Origin of the sequence: Xenorhabdus indica (assembly GCF_014467235.1) — a bacterium.
GTDB lineage: Bacteria > Pseudomonadota > Gammaproteobacteria > Enterobacterales > Enterobacteriaceae > Xenorhabdus > Xenorhabdus indica.
The window spans coordinates 15032-38057 of the sequence record NZ_NKHP01000013.1; the positions used below are offsets into that span (position 1 = coordinate 15032).

Consider the following 23026-nt stretch of genomic DNA (forward strand, 5'->3'; position numbering starts at 1 on the left):
TTTTCACTGTATAACTCAGTTTAAGACAATGTGAGATGAACCTGTTTTCAGTACTAACCCGGAATTTTGTATATCCGATTCTTCCATCAATTCACACCCCCTTACCCGTACATCTTATAAAATAATGCCTATATAGGCGATAAGTTCCCACACAGGCATTCTGATCAAGATCATTAAATTAACGTTTTATATCACGTTCTTATACTGCATCAATTACAAAACGGTATCTTTCACGCATTGAATAAAAGGTTTGAGTTGCTCTTGTCTTTTCTCATCCAATGGTTTCTTAGTTTCATCAGAAACTTCAAATTTCCCTTTAAATTGTTCGTTACTGTCTTTCGTTGTCTTATCAGATGTAACAATAATGCTAAAGGTATATTTATGCCCTTCGGGCAATAAATATGTACATTTTTTCAATGCACCAGGATTCACGGATTCTTTATTTGCTATTTTATTGCTAATCTCTTTGGTTGGCGTATCAGCCAAAGAGAGTGGAGCATAAAATAACTCCAACATTGCAGCATATGAAAATATTTTCATCTTTATTTCCTCACTGGGGAACTTGACATAACATCTATAAGTAGATTGAAACTTATTGACTAACCAACTTTAAATTCCAATATTTTCAATGCAGAACATATTTTCAATACAGAACAATAGAAGCAAAGCAACAATAAAATTATTTAAAAAACCAAAATCACTGTTAACTTCATGTTTATAGTAGAATATTTATTCAATATCACAAGCCATTACCCAATTACTTCAACACAAAATTGATTACACTGATTTGTCCGCTCAAATCTAAAACACTAAGTTGATATTTCCCCGGATGAGATAAGGCTTTAACCCACTGCTGGTCATTTTCAGTTATGGCAACTTGCTCACCATTCAAAAACCACCATTGTTGCCCACTACCACCTTGTGTTGCTATTCGCAAATCCAGCGTCTTTTTCCCCGGAATACGTTTTAGAATATCGCCCTCACGGATACCCACAATCAGTAATGGTGCTTCATCTATCATTTTCATCGGAGGACATTGAGGATTAATTGCTGGCAATCGATTTAAACGCCGCTCTTTTTCTGGTAACCATGCTTCCAATGCAATCGGCCACAAAGCTATTGTTTCAGGTCTGGCATCAGGGCAATCAGAAGCAACACGCATACCAGTTTTATCTATCCATATTCGTTCATTGATACCTGAAATAGATTCCTGCTCCGACGCCAGCAATGTTGGTGGGATCGTATTATCCAACACCCAACTCAAATGGCGCTGACGGCAATTATTATCCTCTCTCTTAAGTACACCACCTGGCCAACAGATAACTGCCTGACTGACACTTTCCGGCCTCGGATCAGCAGGAATATACTGAGAGCCATAATGCAAATTTCTCATGAGTAATCCATTAATCTGGTTCATGATAGGTATCGCTGTAGCATAGCCAAATTGCCCTACCACTGGCGTTCCATCCGGCCTTCCTGCCCAAACTCCTATGGTGTAACGAGCATTCAGGCCAATAGCCCACGCATCGCGATAACCATAACTGGTGCCTGTTTTCCATGCTAAAGGTACTTCAGCAGGCAGCACACTATCCGGCAATGGGCGACGCTCTCCCGCCATAATTCTTCTGACAATCCAGGCAGCACCTGCCGTAAGCAGTTGTCTGTCCTGGATCTTTTGCTGTGGGGTAAAGCGCAACGAAGAAACTTTCCCCTGACGGGCAAAAGCACTATAAACAGAAACCAGTTGATCCATACGAACTGATGTCCCACCGAGTATCAATGCCAGATTCGGTTCACTGCCCAATGGAAAACGCAATACCATACCTACATTGCGCAAATTAGCAGTAAACCTTTTAGCACCATACGCTTCAAGAAGCTGTACCGCAGGTAAATTCAATGAACGTACCAGTGCTTCGCTGGCACTAACCGGCCCATTAAACCCACTATCGAAGTTTCCCGGCCGATAATCATCAAAACGACGGGGAACATCTTGCAAAAGAGATTCAGCGTGGATTAATCCATCATCCAGCGCCATTGCATACAAAAAAGGCTTTAGTGTAGACCCCGGAGAACGCCACGCACTGACCATATCGACATGGCCGAAGCGACTGTTATCTTGAAAGTCTACCGAACCAATGTAAGCCTTAACTGTCATATCCGTATGATCAACCACCAGTACGCCAACAGACGTTTTTTCCGCCAGTTGATACTTCCAGTTGAGCACCAAATCTTCTAATTGACGCTGCAATCCTGTATCGATGGTAGTTTGTATCACTTCCTGTTGATTTTCCTGTACCATTCTCCTTGCCAGTAATGGAGCAAGCTGAGGAACCTGACGGGGAGCAAGCCATAGATTTTCCCCGGCTATATCTGCTACTTTTTCTGCTGACCAAACGCCATATCGTTTCAATCGCTGCAAAACCTTATTACGAGCAGCCTGAGCCCGTTCCGGATAGCGATCCGGCCTTAAACGACTCGGTGCTTGTGGCAATACAGCCAGTAATGCCGCTTCACCAGATGAAAGATTTGATGGCGGCTTTCCCAGATATGCCCAACTTGCTGCTCCAACGCCTTGCAATGTGCCACCAAATGGTGCCCGGTTTAAATACATCTGCAAAATTTCATCTTTGGAATAATGCCACTCTAATTGCAGAGTGCGCCAAATCTGTTTCAATTTTCCTGCAACAGTACGTGGATGGGGATCTATCAAACGGGCAACCTGCATGGAGATAGTACTGCCTCCTGATACAATCTTTTCGGCACGTATATCCTGCCAAGCTGCCCGCAATAATGAAATGGGATTAATTCCAGGATGCTTGTAAAACCAACGATCTTCATAGGCTAGCAAAGCCTGAATATATTCAGGAGAAACTTGCGACAAAGTAACGGGATATCGCCAGACTCCTTCATTATCAGCAAAACGCCATAGTGGTGAACCATCTGCTCCGATGACAACGCGCGCCATTTTGACGTTTTTTAATGGCAGAGGCCAAATTTTATCAGCCAGCCATAAGGAGGGAGGCAAAATCAGTAAAATTATCAGAGGGATCAGATAAATACGGCGCAAGAATCTTATCATTAAAGCTGTATCCATAAAATTCAGCCCTTATGTCCTTCATCTTTCGAGTTGCCTCTTTGTTGGCGACAAAGTTGGCGACAAAGCAACTGAAATTTATTGGGTATGTACCCAGGGATTTCATCGGAGATAAGGGCTGATTTGTGATTAACGCACAACCTCCAGCCTTTTCTCTGTTTCACCCACAGCTCGCCAAACCGGCACATACATAGATTCAACTTGTGGTGCTGGCACCTGATAAACCCCCGGTGCAACTGCGCGGGCTAAATAGAGCAAGGTGACTGGTCGATAAGGCTCAACGGAAACAGCAGCAACAAAGCGATCATCGCGGTATTCGATATGACGAATATTCGCCATCTGCATATCGTTAATACCCTTTTGCAAAGCAGTAGCGCTTTCACTCAGGCTCGCACTGCTATGCGCCAGATTTTGGTTCTCAATTTCCAACCCGGCAGGCAATAAATCGACGACCAGCGCATCCGATACAGGTTCTGTCGCACTGATTTCTAATTTCACGACCATCATTTCACCACTTTTCAGGCGATCCGGGTAATAATTTTCACCATTCAAATCAAGATAGGTACGCTTGATATTCAGAATGTTTGAATAAGGTTTTGGTGCCTGAAATGGATAACCCACCACACTCAGACGTGAATACAATGTACTCTCACCACGGTTACTGATTTCAATACCTTTCAGGATCTGTTTCGCAGTCAATGCTTCATTTAATGCGCTATCACGGTTAATCGGTGGTATTTGCTGACTAATGACCGCCTTCCAGGACGGCTCGCTAGCATCAATAAAATAGCGCCCAGACAGATAGATGGCATTGCTTTCCTGTGTAGAGAAGTAACGATGTGCCGATAACTCATTAGATAAAACGAATAGTTTTTTATCACGCTCATTTAACATTATCTTGTTTTCAGTCAATAGAGCAACAATCAAGGCGTTGTCACGGATTGTACTACCATAATCATGCAATCCGTAACCGGATTGACGGGATTTATTCACACCAGAACGAATCGCTTCATTACCACGGGTGTCATCCCCCATCATTTTCAGCGCGATCCCCAATTGTACCAGGGATAAACCGTTACCAGCCCGTCCTCGTTGTTCATAGAGTTGCCTTAAACCACTTAATGGTGCTTTTTGCTGGCTTGCCAAAACCAACCCCGCATATGCCTGTACAGAAAATTGTGTTTCACTGCGTGAACGGCTGTAACGATCATTAATAATATTTTTATCCTGCAAGTAACGCAAAAGCCGGTTATTGGCAGTCTTCAGGGCATCAGCCGGAATGCTGTAACCTTGCTGATTGGCACGGAATAAGAAATCTGCCGCATACGCCGTCAGCCAGAACTCTTCCTCGCCATTACGATCCCATAACGAGAAGCTGCCATCATGACGCTGCATGCTCAGCAAGTGAGTAATCCCTGCATCAATGGCTGCTCGCCGTTTTTCGTCACTTTGTGTATTGATACCCAATTTTTTCAGTTCAGCTTCATTGGAGTAAAGTGATGGATAAAGCCCACTAATCGTCTGCTCCAAACATCCATATGGGTAAGCATATAATTCGCGAATATAACGTGCGATTTGCAGTGGTGGCCTGCTGGTCAGTAGGAGCTGCCCCTCCAGTGTTTCTGGTATCAAATCCTTGATAGCGTCTTGTAGTAACTGCCACTCTTCGCCTTGTCGGATAACATTATCAAACTGTATGGTTGCAGCAGGATATGCCGGGCGAACCGCAATTTTCCAGCTACTTGTATACTGTTGCAGTTTTTCGTCGGGTACATTCAATCCATCAATTGTCAGGAAAATTTCCCCCTGTCCAAACCCATGATCCGCTTTGACCGGAATTTGAATAGTCGTTCGTTTTCCTGTTTCCAAAATAATTTTTCTACTTACTGGATTTTCTAACTTTATCAATCCAGTTGTAGTGAAATTGAGCGTCAGTACTTGCGGTTGTTCAGTTAAGTTGGTGAGATCCAATGCCAACTGAGATTGATCGCCGCCTGCCATGAAACGAGGTAATGACATCTGGCTAACAACCGGAGCAGCGACTGTAACTTTACGCTCACTGTATCCGAACTCGTTATCACTCCATACTTGTGCCATCAATCGAAGTTCACCATTAAAATCAGGAATAGGTAAGGTAATTTCACCTTCTCCATTAGCATTCAAGCTAATTGGTTTAGCTTGCGCGGCAATAATATTGACTTCTGTCAGTGGTTTTTTGCCTCCCCTTTCGAGAGTATTTTCATCACCATCGCCACCAAAGCGTAAGTTTGCTTTACGTCCTTCAGTTTCAATTAAATGGCCATAAACATCATATTGATCAACGCTATAACGTTTACGCCCGAAGAATGCTTCATAAGGATCTGGAGTCTTAAAGTTAGTAATACTGAGTACACCTGAATCAGCAGCAGAAAGCAGAACATAAACTTGCTTTGGTAATTCCTTACTTGCTGATTGATCTTTGCCCTTCTGAAGTGTTGCCTTGATTTTGATTTTAACATCCTGATTCGGGCGTATTTTATCTGGTGCACTCAGTGTCAGATTCAGCTTACGCCCTTCGTCCATCAACGGCAGATGCAATACACCAATTGCCCGTTTCGATGTTGCCTGACGATTTTTATCTTCCGGCCGTATAACAACCGCAGTCAGATACAAGTCATGGCGAGCCCACAATGAATTAATGGGTACATCAATATCCAGACCTTGTGCCGGAACATCAATTTCCTGCCACCACAACGGGCCATCACTGGATTCCAGCAGTAAATAGCCTTTACCTGCCTGTGGTGCAAGCATATGCAATTTTACTTTATCGCCTGGTTTATACGCGGGTTTATCCAATGAGAGTTTGACTTGATCCGGGCGGATTGCACCTGTTCCATCTGTATTATCCTGCCATGAATAACCTGCCCAGAAGTTCAGGCTGGTTACAAGCTGATTTTTCTGATCCACTATTTCAATACGGTAAGAACCCCATTCAACCGGGAAACTGATTTTTGCTGTACCATTTTCCGCAAGTTGGACAAGCTCATCTGCCATCACCAAATCTTTCTGGTCATATCCTGAATCCCAACCATTACTGTCTGACCAACGCCAGTAATAATCCCTGCGTTCATATATCAGGCGAGCTCTCAAATCATTTGTGGCATATTTCTTACCATCAGCATCCGCATAAACGATGTCAAACTCTGCCAACGAGTTTTCATCAACGTTATAGCGATTTTCATCACGACCTGTACGGTAATTATAAATAGATTTTTTATTAAAGAGCGGACGTATGCCAACCAGCTTGTCAGCAGGCCAAACAGCTTGCTCAGCACGACGTGTCACCGGACGCCCACCAGATTCTAGCAAGCTGGCCTGTACGATAACGTTTACCGGCGATGTTACATATTTCCAATTATCATCACTGACAGAAATGACTGTTTTTCCTTCACTATTTAACGTCAAGTCGAACTCATCCAGAGTTCTGCTCAACCCCTCTTCTTTCGAGGAGCCAAACTCATACCCTGATAATTTCGCCACCGCATCACGAGCTGGGCGCATAAACAATTGGCCTTGCAGCCGGTTCTCAACTGCTGGCGCTCCATAGAGGTAACGACCAGTTACGGCAAAATTAACACTTTTATTTTTCAATACTGGTCTATTTCCATCATTTCCCTCAATTTCCAATGCCATACGTTCAGGCATAAAGTCTTCCACATTAAATTTGTAATAACGAGGAATATTGTCACCTAAATCAAAACGCAATGACCACATGCCTGTTTCTGCAGTTTGTGGGATTGGGTAACGATATTGATAGAGTCCATTTTCAGGTTGCCAGACAAAACGGCGCACAACCTGATTATCCGCTTTCAATACATCAACTTTTACAGGTTGGGGCTTCAACGAACGGCCATCAGCATCGCGCAACAAACCATTCACAATCAGCGTTTCTCCAGGACGATAAAGATCCCTTGGGCCAAACACAAAAAACTGCTTGCTATACCCTTGCATGCCGCCAATATCAAACTCAGACAGATCCAACGCAGGATATGACAAATCGATCATACTGGTTTGATCACCCTGGATAGCCAACAATAATTTTGCCTTGGCATTTTTTTCCAGCGTAGCGTGACCATTATTGTCTGTCGTGTTTTTTGATAGAAGCTGTCCCTTGTCATCCAGCAAACGAATTTCAACACCTTTCAGGCTGGAACCTTGTTCCAATGATTGTGCAAAAACATCTATCCGATTTAGATAGCTGTGCATTGAGACGCCAATATCACTCAGCGTAAATAACATACTAGGATTACTATAAGTATATTTTCCGGCCTGCTGCATAACAGCCAGATAAACACCACTTTTTTGCAATACTTTAATATCATTCAGTGGCAATAATAGTTTTTCACGAGTATTAGGTGCCGGATTCAGGTCAAAACGCCCGGTATAAACTAAGTCAGCACGCTTTAGGAAATTTTCAGAATCCCAATACTCCATACTGCTGCGGTATTGCCAATCGGCGATGAATTCAGGTAATGATGTCTCTTTGATGCGAAAAAAATTGACATCAACCTGATCAACATTGAGTGCCAAAACAGGTAAACCTTCTGCGGTCTTACTCGGTAGAAGTACCCCTTTGCTGGCAAAACCAACGGTAGGTTTAATGGGAGCAGTCTGGAATTTTTTCTCATAGGAACTTACCAGTTGACGCTCATTAATACCTTTTAAACCTTCATCAACCGATAACTGCAACTCACGATCAGGCGGTAAATGACGGAGCCTTAACTCCATCTGGTTATCAGACAGTTCCCAGGCACCATCCAATTTTCCGGATTTCACATCAACCAAATGGACTTTCTGAGAAAAATTCTGGTCAATCTGCAAAGGAACAGAAAATGTCACAACCATTGCATTGGCACCATCCAACTGCAACTCTGAAGCATCTAAGATAGTGACATCTTTACCCGCATAACGCTCTTGTGGTAATTGAGGTACAGGTGATTGAAGTTCTCGTTTTGCAGTATCAGTTGTTCTTTGTGCCGTTGAAATTGTTGGTTTTTCTGATTTTCCCGTATTTTCATTGTCCTGGGATTGATCACATCCAGATAAGGCACATAGCGCAAAAAATGCAAACAATGTAGCAATCATTAATGTGATGAAGCGCTTTCTCCTTGCTGCCCATTGCCTCAGTTGATATTGACGCATAACCTGTAATCCTTATCGTTTGCCGGCTGGTTTGGGATAGTATTTTTATAGATATTTATCCGATTTAGAAATCTGTGATTTCAGATTTTCGAGGCCTTCCGCAATATTTTTGGCTTATTGCAGGAAAATGACAAAAAGAAGCCGGACAAAACTCATCATCACACGATCCCTGAGTGGGTACAGAGCTTAACTTTTATTTACTGATTCAATACAGGAATGGTATCCTTCAGCCAACTGCCTAACTTCCGTTGATAAAAAGGCTGAGTATGTTGGATCAGATAATGGCTAATTCCACTATTTTTTTCATCAAGCAAACAAAAATCCACCGATTCCTCTTCACTCAAATATTCACAAGCTATTCCACCAGCAGCCTGAATAAGCATATTAATGTCATTATCTGTAGACGCTCCACTCAGTTCTAACCCAATAAGCAGGTTAGGTTTTTCATCCTGTTTTTTATCGTGCACCATAACCAGAAATGCTCGTCGTACTGGCTTATGTTGCTTAAATAAATTACTCAAGGCCTCAATAAGCTGAATGGGCTGTTTTTCTGGTTGGCTAAGAGTAATGTGACTTCCACTCGGAACCTCAATTTCAGTGGCAACAGCCCCGTTTGACAAGCTCATGAAAATCTCCGAACACATATTTGTACTGAAGTTAACAAATTGAAGTTAACGACCATTGAAAGGCTCTCAATCATAGCCTCCCCATAAAAGGGAGGCCAGATAAGAAAGGCAATTTTAAAATGAGTTTGGTATCACAACATTTTGTACATAAAAACCCTGGCATTACCTAGCGGCTTGCAAGTTACCTCGCCAAAGACACTGTATCCTTATTTTGCTTTTTTCAGCAATAAGTTGGCGATGGTGCGCACACCACACCCTGTCGCACCGGCTGACCACTGTTCAACCGCAGATTTACGGTAGGCCGCTGAACAATCGATATGTATCCAGCCTTTTTTGTAATTTTCTACAAAGTGAGACAGGAAAGCAGCCGCAGTACTTGCTCCTGCTGAATGAGAAGATGCAGCAATGTTATTCAAATCAGCAAAATTGGATGGCAATTGACTACGATGGAATTCGGCTAATGGCAAACGCCAGAATAGTTCATGTTCTGCATCCGCTGCTGCCAATAAATCCGCCGCGAGTTGGTCATCAAAACTGAGGACAGAATGGTAGTCATTACCTACTGCCATTTTTGCCGCGCCAGTCAATGTCGCCGCATCAATGATAAGAGGCGCATTTGCCGCACTGGCATCAATCAGGCCATCAGCCAGTACCAGACGCCCTTCTGCATCAGTGTTCATAACTTCAACACTTTTGCCATTACGATAGCGAATAATGTCACCCAATTTGAACGCATTGCCGCTGACCAGGTTATCAGCAATGCACAGGAATAGTTTTACACGCTGTTTCAGGCCACGACCAATCGCCAGCGCCAATGCTCCTGACAGGAGCGCTGAACCCCCCATATCAGATTTCATGGAATCCATAGAGTTGGAAGGTTTCAGGCTATATCCCCCTGAATCGAAGGTGATACCTTTACCGACTAAGCAAGCGAATATAGGTTCGTTTTTATCTGTCGATGGATTGAAGTCCAATTCCAGAAAAACAGGAACACGAGAGGAACCACGACCGACAGTATGTACACCAACATAGCCCTGCTCACGTAAGGCATCGCCTTTTATAATACGGTAACTGATTGCAGTTCCTGCTACACCGTTAAATAAATCAATGACACGCTGAGCAAGCTGCTCCGGACCCAATTCTTCTGCTGGAATATTGGTAGTATCACGCACCCAGTCGATAAATTTGATCCGGTATTCCAGCTCTTGTTTTTCTACTGCACTCAGTTGTGGCCATTCAAGAGTACGCAACCCTTTTGGTGCCCGGAATCCCAACCAGAATGTCCAGCTTTTTTCCAGATCCCAACCATCACCCGCCAAAGCAACGTTGGAGATACCTTGTCCATTAATTTTTCGTCCGGCGCGTTGGATAGCCGCCAATTGACGACTCAAATCCGACTGGCTGCCTGATAAATGAATTGTAATTCCCTGATCATTCGAACTGATTAGCGCTTTTTCACCCCAGCATGCTTTAGCTGGCTCATAAGACAGAGTTATCGGCATGATTTGCGCCGGTATAGCGTGCTTTGTCATTTTCTTCTCTCTTCTTATTTTATTTTCACTGTTTTTACAGCAAGGGCCATGAATGCAAAAAAACTGGCAGTTGCCAGTTTTTCATTAAATGCAGACTATGCCAAGTGATTGAACAAGAATTGATGAATTTACACTTTTTTTCGCACTAATTGTTTGTGTAGATTTGTTGTTTAGGTAACGTTGTTGTTTGGGTAACTGATTTGCGTTACTCAAATTCATCCAACCAAACCAACAAAATGGCTTCTAATATTTTTTCGTTAGATTTTTCCGGATCATCATCAAAACCATCCAGCTCGCAAACCCATTGATGCATATCGGTAAAACGCACTGCCTTAGGATCTAAATCCGGGAACTTATCGTATAGTGCTTCGCCAATATCACGGCTGTCAGACCATTTCATTTTCTGTGCTCCTATTGAGTTCTCAGATTAGTGCTCACGTGCATGATTAATCGTGTACTTAGGAATTTCAACAACCAAATCCTCATCAGCAACTTTGGCCTGGCATCCTAACCGACTTTCAGGCTCCAGCCCCCATGCTTTGTCCAGCATGTCATCTTCCATTTCAGAGCTTTCTTCCAATGAGTCAAACCCTTCCCTGACAATGCAGTGACAAGTAGTACATGCGCAGGATTTTTCACAAGCATGTTCTATTTCAATGCCATTACGCAGTGCAACGTCCAGAATCGATTCGCCTTCCTTAGCTTCCAATACTGCGCCTTCAGGGCAAAGTTCGTTATGAGGTAAAAATACAATTTTAGGCATAATTAAATCTCATCCACAGAATGGCCCGCCAAAGCCCGGCGGATTGATGTGTCCATGCGACGCGCGGCAAATTCCTGCGTTTGTTTGTCCAATTGTTTAATTGCACTTTCAATCGCATCAGGAGACGTTCCCTGAGCACTCTCAATTAATACTTGTACGGCAGCATCAATTGCCGCATGTTCTTCCTGGCTGAGTAAATCAGCATCTTTTTCCAGTGCACTGGTTAAACTTTCCAGCACTCGTGCTGCTTCTACTTTTTGTTCAGCCAGCTTACGCGCCTGAATATCTTCCTGCGCATTGGTCATTGAATCTTTGATCATCCGGGCAATTTCTTCATCGGACAAACCATAAGAAGGTTTCACCTGAATGGAAGCTTCAACACCTGTCGATTTCTCCAGAGCACTGACACTTAACAAGCCATCAGCATCAACCTGAAAAGTAACACGAATATGAGCACCACCTGCCGGCAGCGAAGGAATTCCACGCAGTGTGAAACGTGCCAATGAACGGCAATCTGCCACCAGCTCGCGTTCACCCTGAACAACATGGATGCTCATTGCACTCTGCCCGTCTTTAAAAGTCGTAAACTCTTGTGCTCTGGCGACAGGAATAGTGGTATTGCGCGGGATCACTTTTTCCACCAAGCCGCCCATGGTTTCAAGGCCCAGTGACAGAGGAATAACGTCCAGTAGCAACATTTCGCTGTCAGGTTTATTACCAACCAAAATATCAGCCTGAATTGCCGCACCAACAGCGACAACTTTATCCGGATCGATAGAGGTTAATGGTTCACGATCAAAAAACTCACCAACCATGCTACGTACGCGCGGTACTCTCGTCGAACCACCTACCATCACAACCTGTAATATTTCATCAGCAGTGACACCCGCATCTTTCAATGCCCGACGGCAAGCCATTAAGGTGCGTTTAATCAGTGGTGTGATCAATTCATTTAATTCATCACGGGTAATACTGCCTTGCCAGTCAGCAATGTTGATTGTCACTGAATCTGTATCACTCAAGGCAATTTTGGTTTGTGTCGCAATGTCCAGCAATTGACGTTGTAAGCCGTGGCTATTATCGATGATACCTGCCTGTTCACGGATCCAGTCTGCTAACAGGTGGTCAAAATCATCTCCGCCAAGCGCTGTATCTCCGCCTGTTGCCAACACTTCAAAGACGCCACGACTTAAACGCAGGATAGAAACATCAAATGTTCCACCACCCAAGTCATAAACTGCAATAACCCCTTCTTGACCCGAATCAAGTCCATAGGCAATAGCGGCTGCGGTTGGTTCATTTAAGAGACGAAGAACATGTAAGCCCGCTAAGCGTGCGGCATCTTTCGTTCCCTGACGTTGTGCATCATCAAAATAAGCAGGAACAGTGATAACAACACCATCAAGTTTACCATTCAAGGTTTCTTCTGCCCGTTGAGACAACGATTTCAATATTTCAGAAGAAACCTGAATAGGATCGACCAGACCTGCCGCAGTATCAATTAACGGTAACCCATTTTCACTAGCCTGAAACTGGTAGGGAAGATTTGGATAACGTTGTTGAATATCAGCCAGAGAACGCCCCATCATACGTTTGACGGAACTTATAGTGTTAACAGGATCAGAAGCCGCCTGTTGGCGTGCCTGCCAGCCAACTTGAATTTCATCTCTGCGGTATTGTACAACAGAAGGAAGCAAATGACGGTTTTCACTATCTGCTAAGGTCTCAGACTGACCACTGCGGACTGTCGCAACCAAGGAGTGTGTTGTGCCAAGATCAATCCCCGCAGCCAGACGACGCTGGTGTGGTGCGGCAGATAAACCAGGTTCACCGATTTGTAATAAAGCCATGTGTGCCTCTATAAAAACTCTTTATACCCGCCTTTCAAGTTGCAGCTTTGTTGGTTGCATCCTCAAATCCATAGGGTATAGCTAAATCAGCAAGCGTTATTCACCAAAAAGCAATTCGGCTAAAAATCATCCAACAATCGTTCTTCCAATTGTTCGACCTGCTGCTGCAATTTATCTAAAAAGCGTAACTTACGGACAGTATCGGCTGCGATTGACCATTGTTCGGTATCCAGTTGCTGTTCCATCTGCTCACTACGAGTTTTAATCATTTTGTTCAAGCGAGATGAAAAACCTGCTAATACAACATCAGGCTCCGCACTACGTTCAATAGTATCAAGCTCTTCACGCAACTCTAATTGCTGCATCAGGAAAGCAGTATCCTGCATCGTGTGTTGTTCGTTGGATAAATCAAACCCTTGCTGAGACAGCATGTATTCTGCACGTTTCAGGGGATGTTTCAGAATCTGATAACCATTATTGATGGTTGCAGCTTGTTGAAGTGCCAACATTTTCTCGCGCTCTGGATGATTGGCAAAACGATCAGGATGAAACTGACGCTGCAACTCCTGATAGCGGGTCGCCAATTGTTGGCGGTCTATCGCGTAACGCGCAGGCAACCCGAATAAAGTAAAGTAGTCCATAAGTTACTCTTGGTTTCGCAAAGTACGGGAGGTTAAACGTTAAAACTTTCCCCACAGCCGCATTCGCTGGAAACATTGGGGTTGTTGAATTTAAAGCCTTCGTTCAGGCCCTCTTTGACAAAATCCAACTCGGTACCATCAAGATAAACAATGCTTTTACCATCAACGATAACTTTCACGCCCTTGTCTTCAAAAACCTGATCTTCATCATTAATTGCATCAGCAAATTCAAGTACATATGCCATACCAGAGCAGCCGGAAGTTCTCACTCCCAGACGCAACCCAACACCTTTCCCACGATTATCAAGAAAAGCTAAAACACGCTGGGCTGCACTTTCTGTCAAAGAAATTGACATACAACACCTCACTTTTAACACTGTGAGCTTTGAAGCTATGATCTAGGAAATTATCACCTTCAAAACCAGTAAAGGTGGATATTGAAGCAATATCCACCAAATTATTTTCTTCTAGCCAAAAGAATTACTTAGCCTGGCGTTTGTTCTTGTAGTCCGCAATTGCAGCTTTGATCGCATCTTCTGCCAGAATAGAACAGTGAATTTTCACTGGGGGTAGCTCCAGCTCGTCAGCAATCTCCGTATTTTTGATTGCTTCTGCCTGCTCCAGTGATTTACCTTTCATCCACTCTGTTACGAGAGAACTGGAGGCAATCGCAGAACCACAGCCATAAGTTTTAAAACGTGCGTCTTCGATGATACCGTCATCGTTGACCTTGATTTGCAGCCGCATGACATCACCACAAGCGGGTGCACCAACCATGCCACTACCTACTGAAGGGTCTTCACTGTCAAATGATCCAACATTACGTGGATTCTCATAGTGATCAATTACTTTGTCGCTGTAAGCCATATCGTTACTCCTGAAACCGTCTGATTAATGATGAGACCATTCGATGGTGTTAAGATCCACCCCCTGTTTGAACATTTCCCACAATGGAGAAAGTTCACGCAGGTGACCAATCGAGTTGTGAATCAACTTGATTGCATAGTCTATTTCTTCTTCTGTAGTAAAACGTCCCAAAGAGAAACGAATAGAACTGTGTGCCAGCTCATCATTCATGCCCAGTGCACGCAGAACATAAGAAGGCTCCAGACTCGCAGAAGTACATGCTGAGCCAGAAGAAACGGCCAGATCTTTCAGCGACATCATCAATGATTCACCTTCAATATAGTTGAAGCTGACATTCAGAATGTGTGGCGCACCCAGTTCCAAATCACCATTCAGGTAGACTTCTTCAATATCTTTAATGCCATTCCATAAACGCAGGCGCAAACCACGCAAACGCTCTGACTCAGCTATCAATTCTTCTTTTGCAATACGGTAAGCTTCACCCATTCCCACGATCTGGTGAACAGGCAATGTACCGGAACGCATACCACGCTCATGACCACCACCATGTTGCTGTGCTTCAATGCGGACACGAGGCTTACGGCGAACATACAGAGCACCAATACCCATCGGGCCATATAATTTATGAGCAGAGAAAGACATCAGATCAACTTTCAGTTTGCTGAGATCGATAGGCAATTTTCCAACACTTTGCGTTGCGTCAACATGGAAAATAATACCGCGACTACGGCACATTTCACCGATGGTTACGATGTCCTGAACAATACCAATTTCGTTGTTGACGTGCATGATAGAAACTAAAATCGTATCGTCACGCATTGTAGCTTCCAGCTCTTTCACATCGATCATGCCATTGCTCATCGGTGAAAGGTAAGTCACCTCAAAACCTTCGCGTTCCAACTGACGGCAAGTATCCAAAACAGCTTTGTGTTCAGTTTTGCTGGTAATAATGTGCTTGCCTTTTTTCTGATAGAATTTTACTGCACCTTTAATACCAAGGTTATCTGATTCTGTTGCACCTGAAGTAAATACAATTTCACGCGGATCAGCACCAACCAAATCAGCAATTTGATTACGCGCAATATCAACCGCTTCTTCAGCTTGCCAACCAAAACGGTGTGAACGAGAAGCAGGGTTACCGAAAACCCCGTCCATAGTCAGATAGTTCATCATCTTTTCAGCAACACGCGGATCAACTGGGGTTGTTGCTGAATAATCCAAATAAATGGGTAATTTCATTGCTCACATGCTCCGTAAGACTCTTTTAATACTTCTGTTTGCCGCTTTTTAAGCCTGCAGGTTAACGTTAATCATCTCTTGAACCCTGCCATTAGCTGTACGGCGTTTATCGCTGTCTTGACGATCAGCAACATCTAATACTTCTTGATTATTCACTAATTCTTCTAAGCTGATGCTGTTCAGGAAACTCGTGATGCGATCACTGAGATCACGCCAAAGCGCATGGGTCAAACAGCGATCACCGCCCTGACAGCCTTCCCTGCCCTGACAGCGAGTTGCATCAACGGATTCATCAACAGCAGAAATCACTTCGGCAACGAAAATATTACCGGCATCTCTGCCCAATAAATAACCGCCGCCTGGACCACGGACGCTAGAAACCAGACCATTCTTACGTAGGCGAGAAAACAACTGCTCAAGATAGGAAAGGGAAATTCCCTGACGCTCAGAAATATCAGCTAATGGCACTGGCCCTTCTTGTGAATGCAATGCCACATCTAACATGGCAGTTACCGCATAACGTCCTTTTGATGTCAGTCTCATAACAAAAACTCCATGGTGAAATATGGGTGAAATTGTGACATTCCTGAGTATTTTAGTCAACTATTTAACCTAGTAATTTACTCAACTATTATTTGGTTGTCTTTCATTCTGTTATCATCCATATTCTCTATTATAGAGACTATTTTCTGCCAGATTCCGGTGATTTCTCAGCCCATTTTTCCATAGAAGTTAAAATACCCCGCAGGATATTCAATTCCTGAATTTCCGGACGTGCGCGGGTATAAAGGCGTCTTAATTTGTTCATTATCTGCCCAGGATGCGCTTTACGAATAAAACCGGAATGGCTTAACACCTGTTCGAGATGCTGATAAAAACGTTCCATATCTTCAGCTAGTGGGTATTCAGCTTCATGATCGGCAGCATTCGCTTTTTCCGATTTTTCCTCAGTAGCAAGGTATGCCATACGAATCTCATAGCTGACCAATTGAACAGCCATAGCCAAATTCAACGAACCATATTCTGGATTAGTCGGAATATAAAGATGATAGTTACACTTCTGGAGTTCTTCGTTCGTCAGCCCCACACGCTCACGGCCGAACACAATAGCTACTGGTGAATTTTTGGCTGTTTTGACACAGCATTCACCACACTCACGTGGTTCAACCATTGGCCAGGAAAGTGTTCGGGAACGAGCACTGGTTCCAATAACCAATTCACACCCAGCCAATGCTTCATCCAGAGAATCCACGATAGTGGCATTACCGATAACATCACTGGCACCGGCTGAAAGTGCAATGGCATGAGAATCAGGTTGGACGAGTGGGTTGACCAAATAAAGGTTGGTCAATCCCATTGTTTTCATAGCCCTGGCAGTTGAACCCATATTGCCCGTGTGGGAGGTTTCTACCAGAATAATGCGGATGTTCTCTAACATGACGGCTTTTAATTTCAGTATAAGAGCCGAATATCTTAACACAGCATTAGTCATTTTGACGAACTACTGCTATAATGCGCGCCAATTTGTTTCCCGTTCTTTAAAATCCTGGTGGAAGATACCCCATGCATCCGATGCTAAACATCGCTATACGCGCTGTGCGTAAAGCCGGCAATTACATTGCCAAAAGTTATGAAACTCCTGATGCTATCGAAGCAAGCCAAAAAGGCAGTAATGACTTCGTCACTAATGTTGATCGTGAAGCAGAAAAGCTGATCATTGACATTATCCGTAAATCTTATCCTAAGCACACTATCATCACTGAAGAGACAGGTGAACATTTAGGTGAAGAAGACGATTTCCAATGGGTGATCGATCCACTGGATGGCACCACTAACTTTATTAAACGTCTCCCTCATTTCGCTGTTTCTATCGCTGTACGCATCAAAGGCCGCACCGAAGTGGCTGTTGTTTACGATCCAATGCGTAATGAACTGTTTACCGCAACCCGTGGTCAAGGTGCTCAATTAAATGGTTACCGTTTGCGCGGTACTAATGCGCGTGATCTGGATGGCACAATCATTGCCACTGGTTTCCCCTTCAAAGCTAAACAACACGCTATCCCTTACATGAATGTATTGGGTAAATTATTTGAGCGCTGTGCAGATTTTCGTCGTACTGGCTCTGCGGCTCTGGATATGGCTTATGTTGCCGCCGGACGTGTTGACGGTTTCTTCGAAATCGGCCTGAAACCATGGGATTTCATGGGGGGTGAACTGCTAGTACGTGAATCTGGCTGTATTGTTACTGACTTCGTTGGTGGTCACAACTATATCAGTTCCGGTAACATCGTTGCAGGCAGCCCACGTATTGTTAAAGACATGCTATCTGAGATGCGCGAAGAATTAACTGAAGCACTGAAACGTTAATTATAAAACAACTATTTGAGCAATGTTATTTTCAGGGCACCAAATTTACTGGTGCCCTTTTTTATTTACGATTTTATTGATAATGAATGTGTTTCTCAATAAACGTATTTCACAACGCATGCATTTCACAACGAATGTATTTGGGTTTCTACTTTAGGCCGTAAGAAAATTGCAGGTAATGCAACCAATGCCATTACCCAATAGATACCGCTTCCCATATGCTCATACAAAAAACCGCCTATTGCGCTCATCACTGCAATACCACCGCCCATCGCTAACGCAGAATAAACCGACTGTAAGCGGATAACTTCATTTTCTTTTCTGGCACCAATAAAGCGCATGGCAGCTAAGTGACAGACTGTAAAAGTTCCACAATGTAGGATCTGAATAATAATCAGAACTGGCAACTCAGTGAATGTTCCCATTAACCCCCAACGCATAACCCCACAAATGGCAGAGAGCAATAGAAGACTACGGGCACTCCAGTGTCGAAATAGCTGTTTACTAAAAGTGAAAACGACAACTTCTGCGACAACGCCCAATGACCAGAGATAACCAATAGTTGATGCAGAATAGCCAGCCTTTTCCCAATAAATAGAACCAAAACTGTAGTAACCTGCGTGAGCTGCTTGTAACAACGTCACACATAATAAAAATTGCCATACCGATTTTTCGGATAATAATTTCCTGAATGATACTGTGTTGGTATTTTCTACCTTAATCTTGCCCTCCGGCATAATAGAAGGTTTTAGCATCATTCCTAGCAACATAATGGCAACACTGAAAATCAGGGAAATAAGGATGATATTGTGATGACCAAATAAATTGATACCAATCCAATTATTGATTTTTTCAAAGGAAAAGCTGAAATCTGACCCTAAATCAATGCCATTGGCTGACATCAATATCCCCGCTAAAGAAGAGCTGATAATAAAGGCAATCGATCCCCATACACGTACCTTGCCATAATCAAAAGTAAACTGTTTTTGCCAGGTTCCCGCTAAAGCATCTGATAAAGGAACCAGAGGTGAAAAAAACAGATTAAAACCTATCATGACAAAGGCAACCCATACCCAGTGACTACTAAAGGAAAAGCTAACAGCAAAGACCAAAGCCAATAAGGAAAGTAATCTTAATGCGTTAATTAATTTAGAAGGATCTTTAACAGTAGGAGAAATAAATAAACTACCGAGAAAACGAGAAACTAACCCGATAGCTAACAGTACACCGATCATAGAAGGAGTAATACCTTCTCCCTGTAACCAAACTGACCAGAAAGGTAAAAATATTCCAAAAGCAAAAAAATAAGTGAAATAACCTAACCCTAGCCAAAATGTTGATGGAACAACCATCCAAATGCCCCCATTTTTTAATGCAAAAAACCCGCTCAAAACTAATGTTATGAGTCGGGCTTGATACCTGATATACCTTTCATCTTTCAAGCTACCGCTTTATTGGCTGCAACTTGAAATCGATTTGGATATAAGCTCAATATTGACGGTATATTAATCTCAATTATGCGTAAACCGGATATTTTGCACAGATATCCAACACATTCTGTTTAACACTTTCAATAACTGCTTCGTCATTGATGTTATCCAACACATCACATATCCAGCCAGCTAATTGACGGGTTTCCGCTTCTTTGAAACCACGACGAGTAATTGCTGGAGTACCAATGCGAATACCCGAAGTGACAAACGGACTGCGAGGATCGTTAGGTACACTGTTTTTGTTAACAGTGATATTGGCACGCCCTAATGCTGCATCCGCTTCTTTACCTGTAATATCTTTATCCACCAGATCCAACAGGAACAGATGGTTGTCAGTACCACCGGAAACAACTTTGTAACCACGTTGCAGGAACACATCTACCATTTCTTTGGCATTTTTCGCAACCTGCTGTTGATATATTTTGAACTCCGGCTCCATTGCTTCTTTCAGTGCAACGGCTTTCCCGGCAATGACATGCATCAACGGACCGCCCTGACCACCAGGGAAAACAGCAGAGTTCAATTTCTTATACAACTCTTCATCACCCCCTTTAGCCAGAATCAGACCACCACGTGGACCTGCCAGAGTCTTATGAGTGGTAGTCGTAACAACATGTGCATGGGGAACAGGGTTTGGATAAACACCCGCAGCAACCAATCCAGCAACATGAGCCATATCAACAAAAAGATATGCACCGATTTCATCAGCAATTTCACGCATTTTCGCCCAATCAACCACACCAGAATAGGCAGAGAAACCACCAATGATCATTTTAGGTTGATGTTTCAGCGCTTGGTTACGAATATCCTCGTAATCGATTTTGCCATTTTCATCAATGCCATAAGGAACAACGTTATATAATTTACCTGAGAAGTTAACCGGAGAGCCGTGAGTCAGATGGCCACCATGTGCCAGATTCATCCCTAAGACAGTGTCACCTGGTTGCAACAGTGTCATATACACCGCAGCATTTGCCTGAGAGCCTGAGTGTGGTTGGACGTTAGCATAATCTGCACCAAACAACTCTTTTGCTCGGTCAATTGCCAGTTGTTCAACGATATCAACATATTCACAACCACCATAGTAGCGTTTACCCGGATAACCTTCCGCATACTTGTTAGTGAGCTGAGATCCTTGAGCCTGCATAACTCTTGGACTGGTGTAGTTTTCAGAAGCAATCAATTCAATATGTTCTTCCTGACGACAAACCTCCTGTTCCATCGCTTGCCACAGTTCGGGATCGTAATTCGCAATATTCATTTCACGCTTTAACATTAGGTTCTCCTGACTCAGCTACATCTCTAAAAAATACCCCTGAGGGCCAGAATTTGACACAGTGTAAACTCTTTTTATCAAATGAGATAGTCTTGACAAGAGATTTTACGCAAACGATTGCCTCTACGCCTGTAGCAGGATGCCCTGTTATCCTGATTACACGCTTTAAATTTATTGTTGCTCTTTGTGATTCCAGTCAAATCTTCATTGTTGCAATACAAATTCTGAGTTTTTGACTTAAATCAAGATAATATCTCTTTCTTGCTTTAATGTATTCCTCAATGGCATAAGTTGCATTTAAAATGCATCTTATATTCCTAAGCATTATTCGAGAAAAATTCAGGAGACCATAATGTTAGATAACCAAATTATCGCAACTATAAAGTCCACTATTCCTTTGATCGTTTCTACCGGGCCAAAGTTGACTGCTCATTTTTATGAACGCATGTTCAGACACAATCCTGAATTAAAAGATATTTTTAACATGAGCCATCAAACTAACGGCGAGCAGCGTGAAGCTCTTTTTAATGCCCTTTGTGCTTACGCTTCTAATATTGATAACTTATCTGCTCTTCTACCGGCAGTAGAAAAGATCGCTCATAAACATACGAGCCTAAATATCCAACCGGAACACTATAAAATTGTCGGTACCCATCTGCTGGCAACAATTGATGAACTATTTCATCCGGCTGATGAAGTTCTCGATGCCTGGAAAAAAGCCTACGATATATTGGCCGATGTTTTTATCAATCGGGAAGAAGCCATTTATCAGGGTAGCGAATCTTCGGCAGGAGGTTGGCGGGGTTTACGTCAATTTCGTGTCAGCCGTAAACAACTGCAGAGTGATATCATTACCAGCTTTGAGTTCGTACCCGTTGATGATGACAAAGTCGCGGATTATAAACCGGGGCAATATTTGAGTATCTATCTGGAAGATCCAACCTTTAAAAACCGCGAAATTCGTCAATATTCATTAACTTCAGCTCCAAATGGCCGCAATTATCAAATTGCTATTAAACGGGAGCCTTATGGCAAAATTTCGAATCATATGCACGACAAAGTACAGGAAGGAGATATCATATCGCTATCTGCACCAAAAGGTGATTTCTTCCTTGATGTCCAGCCTGATACCCCTGTTACCCTCATTTCAGCGGGAGTCGGATTAACTCCGATGATGAGTATGCTGCAATATCTGCACGGTCAGCAGCACCAAAGTGTAATCAATTGGTTTCACGCAGCAGAACATGGCGGCTATCATGCCTTTGCCGATAAGGTGAAAGAAATTGCCCAATCCATGCCGATTCTGAATTCTCAGGTTTGGTATCGTGAACCCAGAGATAAAGATCAGCAGGGCGTACATTATCAACATGTCGGATTGATGGATCTGTCTCTTGTAAAAGAGGCGATAAGTGCTGAAGGGATGCAATTCTATTTCTGTGGGCCGTTGGCTTTCATGCAACATATTGCCAAGCAGCTAATAACCATGGGTATTAACGAGCAACATATTCACTATGAATGTTTTGGCCCACATAAAGTGATCTAACATGAATTTATGCACAATTTTTTGTAAATTTAGTGAAAAGCATAAATTTGGGGATAAGTGATAACGGTTAAGACAGCTCAGGATGTCAGCATTCCACCTCTTATTAAGAGGTGGATTAATTACCCATATTACCGCCGTTATCACTTTTTCAGGCAATTCAACTTTTCAAGCTATTCTCTTTTCTCTTTGCAAAGAATGTGGAATGCGGTTAAATCGCCTCTTCGTCCTGTTCACCAGTACGAATTCGCACAACGCGAGCAACATCAAAGACAAAAATCTTGCCATCACCGATTTTGCCAGTTTGTGCAGTCTGCATAATAGTATCGACACAGGTATCAACAATATCATCCGGTACGACAATTTCTATTTTGACTTTAGGCAGAAAGTCCACCATATATTCTGCACCACGATACAGTTCAGTGTGCCCTTTCTGACGACCAAAACCTTTTACTTCTGTCACCGTCATACCAGTGATACCGACTTCAGCCAGAGCTTCACGCACATCATCGAGCTTGAAAGGTTTGATAATTGCATCAATCTTTTTCATGAAGTTT

At 43.1% G+C, this 23026-nt stretch carries 19 protein-coding genes; 2 read left to right on the forward strand and 17 right to left on the reverse strand.

The features are described from left to right. Positions 1 to 213 precede the first annotated feature (213 nt). From Xind_RS21660 to trmJ, 14 genes are all read right to left on the reverse strand, one after another. Positions 214 to 540, reverse strand: a complete 327-nt coding sequence (locus tag Xind_RS21660) for a hypothetical protein (protein ID WP_246432515.1) — start codon at positions 538 to 540, stop codon at positions 214 to 216. Positions 541 to 757: 217 nt separating this feature from the next. Continuing rightward, positions 758 to 3079 (reverse strand): peptidoglycan glycosyltransferase PbpC, encoded by a 2322-nt coding sequence (pbpC, locus tag Xind_RS11520; RefSeq protein ID WP_187650099.1) that lies wholly within the window; start codon positions 3077 to 3079, stop codon positions 758 to 760. A 144-nt stretch (positions 3080 to 3223) separates the two neighbouring features. Further along, positions 3224 to 8275 (reverse strand): alpha-2-macroglobulin, encoded by a 5052-nt coding sequence (locus Xind_RS11525; RefSeq protein WP_187650077.1) that lies wholly within the window; start codon positions 8273 to 8275, stop codon positions 3224 to 3226. 197 nt (positions 8276 to 8472) lie between these two features. Continuing rightward, a complete protein-coding gene (locus tag Xind_RS11530) occupies positions 8473 to 8901 on the reverse strand; it encodes an enhanced serine sensitivity protein SseB C-terminal domain-containing protein (protein WP_047683066.1) in 429 nt (142 codons plus the stop codon). A 206-nt stretch (positions 8902 to 9107) separates the two neighbouring features. Beyond that, entirely contained in the window at positions 9108 to 10433 is a 1326-nt protein-coding gene (gene pepB, locus Xind_RS11535; RefSeq protein ID WP_047683063.1) for an aminopeptidase PepB, read from the reverse strand. A gap of 205 nt (positions 10434 to 10638) precedes the next feature. After that, positions 10639 to 10833 carry a Fe-S cluster assembly protein IscX gene (gene iscX / locus Xind_RS11540; RefSeq protein ID WP_047683061.1) on the reverse strand — a complete coding sequence of 65 codons (195 nt, stop codon included), beginning with the start codon at positions 10831 to 10833 and terminating at the stop codon, positions 10639 to 10641. Positions 10834 to 10860: 27 nt separating this feature from the next. After that, positions 10861 to 11196, reverse strand: a complete 336-nt coding sequence (fdx, locus tag Xind_RS11545; RefSeq protein WP_038267871.1) for an ISC system 2Fe-2S type ferredoxin — start codon at positions 11194 to 11196, stop codon at positions 10861 to 10863. 2 nt (positions 11197 to 11198) lie between these two features. Further along, complete coding sequence (gene hscA / locus Xind_RS11550; RefSeq protein ID WP_047683059.1) at positions 11199 to 13046, reverse strand: Fe-S protein assembly chaperone HscA; 1848 nt, start codon at positions 13044 to 13046, stop codon at positions 11199 to 11201. 119 nt (positions 13047 to 13165) lie between these two features. Next, positions 13166 to 13687 carry a co-chaperone HscB gene (hscB, locus tag Xind_RS11555; protein ID WP_187650078.1) on the reverse strand — a complete coding sequence of 174 codons (522 nt, stop codon included), beginning with the start codon at positions 13685 to 13687 and terminating at the stop codon, positions 13166 to 13168. Between the two features lie 32 nt (positions 13688 to 13719). Next, on the reverse strand, positions 13720 to 14043 hold the full coding sequence (gene iscA / locus Xind_RS11560; RefSeq protein WP_047683054.1) for an iron-sulfur cluster assembly protein IscA: 324 nt from the start codon (positions 14041 to 14043) through the stop codon (positions 13720 to 13722). Positions 14044 to 14167: 124 nt separating this feature from the next. Next, positions 14168 to 14554 carry a Fe-S cluster assembly scaffold IscU gene (gene iscU, locus Xind_RS11565; RefSeq protein WP_047683052.1) on the reverse strand — a complete coding sequence of 129 codons (387 nt, stop codon included), beginning with the start codon at positions 14552 to 14554 and terminating at the stop codon, positions 14168 to 14170. A gap of 24 nt (positions 14555 to 14578) precedes the next feature. Further along, a complete protein-coding gene (locus Xind_RS11570) occupies positions 14579 to 15793 on the reverse strand; it encodes an IscS subfamily cysteine desulfurase (RefSeq protein WP_187650079.1) in 1215 nt (404 codons plus the stop codon). A 48-nt stretch (positions 15794 to 15841) separates the two neighbouring features. Beyond that, entirely contained in the window at positions 15842 to 16336 is a 495-nt protein-coding gene (iscR, locus tag Xind_RS11575) for a Fe-S cluster assembly transcriptional regulator IscR (RefSeq protein WP_047683048.1), read from the reverse strand. Between the two features lie 139 nt (positions 16337 to 16475). Continuing rightward, positions 16476 to 17231, reverse strand: a complete 756-nt coding sequence (gene trmJ, locus Xind_RS11580; RefSeq protein ID WP_047683125.1) for a tRNA (cytosine(32)/uridine(32)-2'-O)-methyltransferase TrmJ — start codon at positions 17229 to 17231, stop codon at positions 16476 to 16478. 125 nt (positions 17232 to 17356) lie between these two features. On the opposite strand from trmJ, the gene suhB reads away from it, so the two are divergent. Then, positions 17357 to 18160, forward strand: a complete 804-nt coding sequence (suhB, locus tag Xind_RS11585) for an inositol-1-monophosphatase (protein ID WP_038267838.1) — start codon at positions 17357 to 17359, stop codon at positions 18158 to 18160. A 125-nt stretch (positions 18161 to 18285) separates the two neighbouring features. Here the strand turns inward: suhB and Xind_RS11590 are convergent, their stop codons facing one another. Both Xind_RS11590 and glyA read right to left on the reverse strand, forming a co-directional pair. Further along, the gene (locus Xind_RS11590; RefSeq protein ID WP_187650080.1) at positions 18286 to 19512 is read right to left on the reverse strand and encodes a 3-phenylpropionate MFS transporter; all 1227 of its coding nucleotides are present in this window, start codon (positions 19510 to 19512) and stop codon (positions 18286 to 18288) included. A 163-nt stretch (positions 19513 to 19675) separates the two neighbouring features. Further along, positions 19676 to 20929 (reverse strand): serine hydroxymethyltransferase, encoded by a 1254-nt coding sequence (glyA, locus tag Xind_RS11595; protein ID WP_047683044.1) that lies wholly within the window; start codon positions 20927 to 20929, stop codon positions 19676 to 19678. A gap of 337 nt (positions 20930 to 21266) precedes the next feature. On the opposite strand from glyA, the gene hmpA reads away from it, so the two are divergent. Further along, on the forward strand, positions 21267 to 22472 hold the full coding sequence (hmpA, locus tag Xind_RS11600) for an NO-inducible flavohemoprotein (RefSeq protein ID WP_338114350.1): 1206 nt from the start codon (positions 21267 to 21269) through the stop codon (positions 22470 to 22472). A 208-nt stretch (positions 22473 to 22680) separates the two neighbouring features. Here hmpA and glnB read toward each other — a convergent pair whose 3' ends face one another. Then, complete coding sequence (gene glnB / locus Xind_RS11605; protein ID WP_038267821.1) at positions 22681 to 23019, reverse strand: nitrogen regulatory protein P-II; 339 nt, start codon at positions 23017 to 23019, stop codon at positions 22681 to 22683. Positions 23020 to 23026 lie beyond the last annotated feature (7 nt).

What these genes read in the sequence shown, in the direction of transcription:
- Xind_RS21660 (WP_246432515.1), bottom strand. Translation starts at nt 540, where the DNA reads ATGAAAATATTTTCATATGCTGCAATGTTGGAGTTATTTTATGCTCCA.
- pbpC (WP_187650099.1), bottom strand. Translation starts at nt 3,079, where the DNA reads ATGATAAGATTCTTGCGCCGTATTTATCTGATCCCTCTGATAATTTTA.
- Xind_RS11525 (WP_187650077.1), bottom strand. Translation starts at nt 8,275, where the DNA reads ATGCGTCAATATCAACTGAGGCAATGGGCAGCAAGGAGAAAGCGCTTC.
- Xind_RS11530 (WP_047683066.1), bottom strand. Translation starts at nt 8,901, where the DNA reads ATGAGCTTGTCAAACGGGGCTGTTGCCACTGAAATTGAGGTTCCGAGT.
- pepB (WP_047683063.1), bottom strand. Translation starts at nt 10,433, where the DNA reads ATGACAAAGCACGCTATACCGGCGCAAATCATGCCGATAACTCTGTCT.
- iscX (WP_047683061.1), bottom strand. Translation starts at nt 10,833, where the DNA reads ATGAAATGGTCTGACAGCCGTGATATTGGCGAAGCACTATACGATAAG.
- fdx (WP_038267871.1), bottom strand. Translation starts at nt 11,196, where the DNA reads ATGCCTAAAATTGTATTTTTACCTCATAACGAACTTTGCCCTGAAGGC.
- hscA (WP_047683059.1), bottom strand. Translation starts at nt 13,046, where the DNA reads ATGGCTTTATTACAAATCGGTGAACCTGGTTTATCTGCCGCACCACAC.
- hscB (WP_187650078.1), bottom strand. Translation starts at nt 13,687, where the DNA reads ATGGACTACTTTACTTTATTCGGGTTGCCTGCGCGTTACGCGATAGAC.
- iscA (WP_047683054.1), bottom strand. Translation starts at nt 14,043, where the DNA reads ATGTCAATTTCTTTGACAGAAAGTGCAGCCCAGCGTGTTTTAGCTTTT.
- iscU (WP_047683052.1), bottom strand. Translation starts at nt 14,554, where the DNA reads ATGGCTTACAGCGACAAAGTAATTGATCACTATGAGAATCCACGTAAT.
- Xind_RS11570 (WP_187650079.1), bottom strand. Translation starts at nt 15,793, where the DNA reads ATGAAATTACCCATTTATTTGGATTATTCAGCAACAACCCCAGTTGAT.
- iscR (WP_047683048.1), bottom strand. Translation starts at nt 16,336, where the DNA reads ATGAGACTGACATCAAAAGGACGTTATGCGGTAACTGCCATGTTAGAT.
- trmJ (WP_047683125.1), bottom strand. Translation starts at nt 17,231, where the DNA reads ATGTTAGAGAACATCCGCATTATTCTGGTAGAAACCTCCCACACGGGC.
- suhB (WP_038267838.1), top strand. Translation starts at nt 17,357, where the DNA reads ATGCATCCGATGCTAAACATCGCTATACGCGCTGTGCGTAAAGCCGGC.
- Xind_RS11590 (WP_187650080.1), bottom strand. Translation starts at nt 19,512, where the DNA reads ATGGTTGTTCCATCAACATTTTGGCTAGGGTTAGGTTATTTCACTTAT.
- glyA (WP_047683044.1), bottom strand. Translation starts at nt 20,929, where the DNA reads ATGTTAAAGCGTGAAATGAATATTGCGAATTACGATCCCGAACTGTGG.
- glnB (WP_038267821.1), bottom strand. Translation starts at nt 23,019, where the DNA reads ATGAAAAAGATTGATGCAATTATCAAACCTTTCAAGCTCGATGATGTG.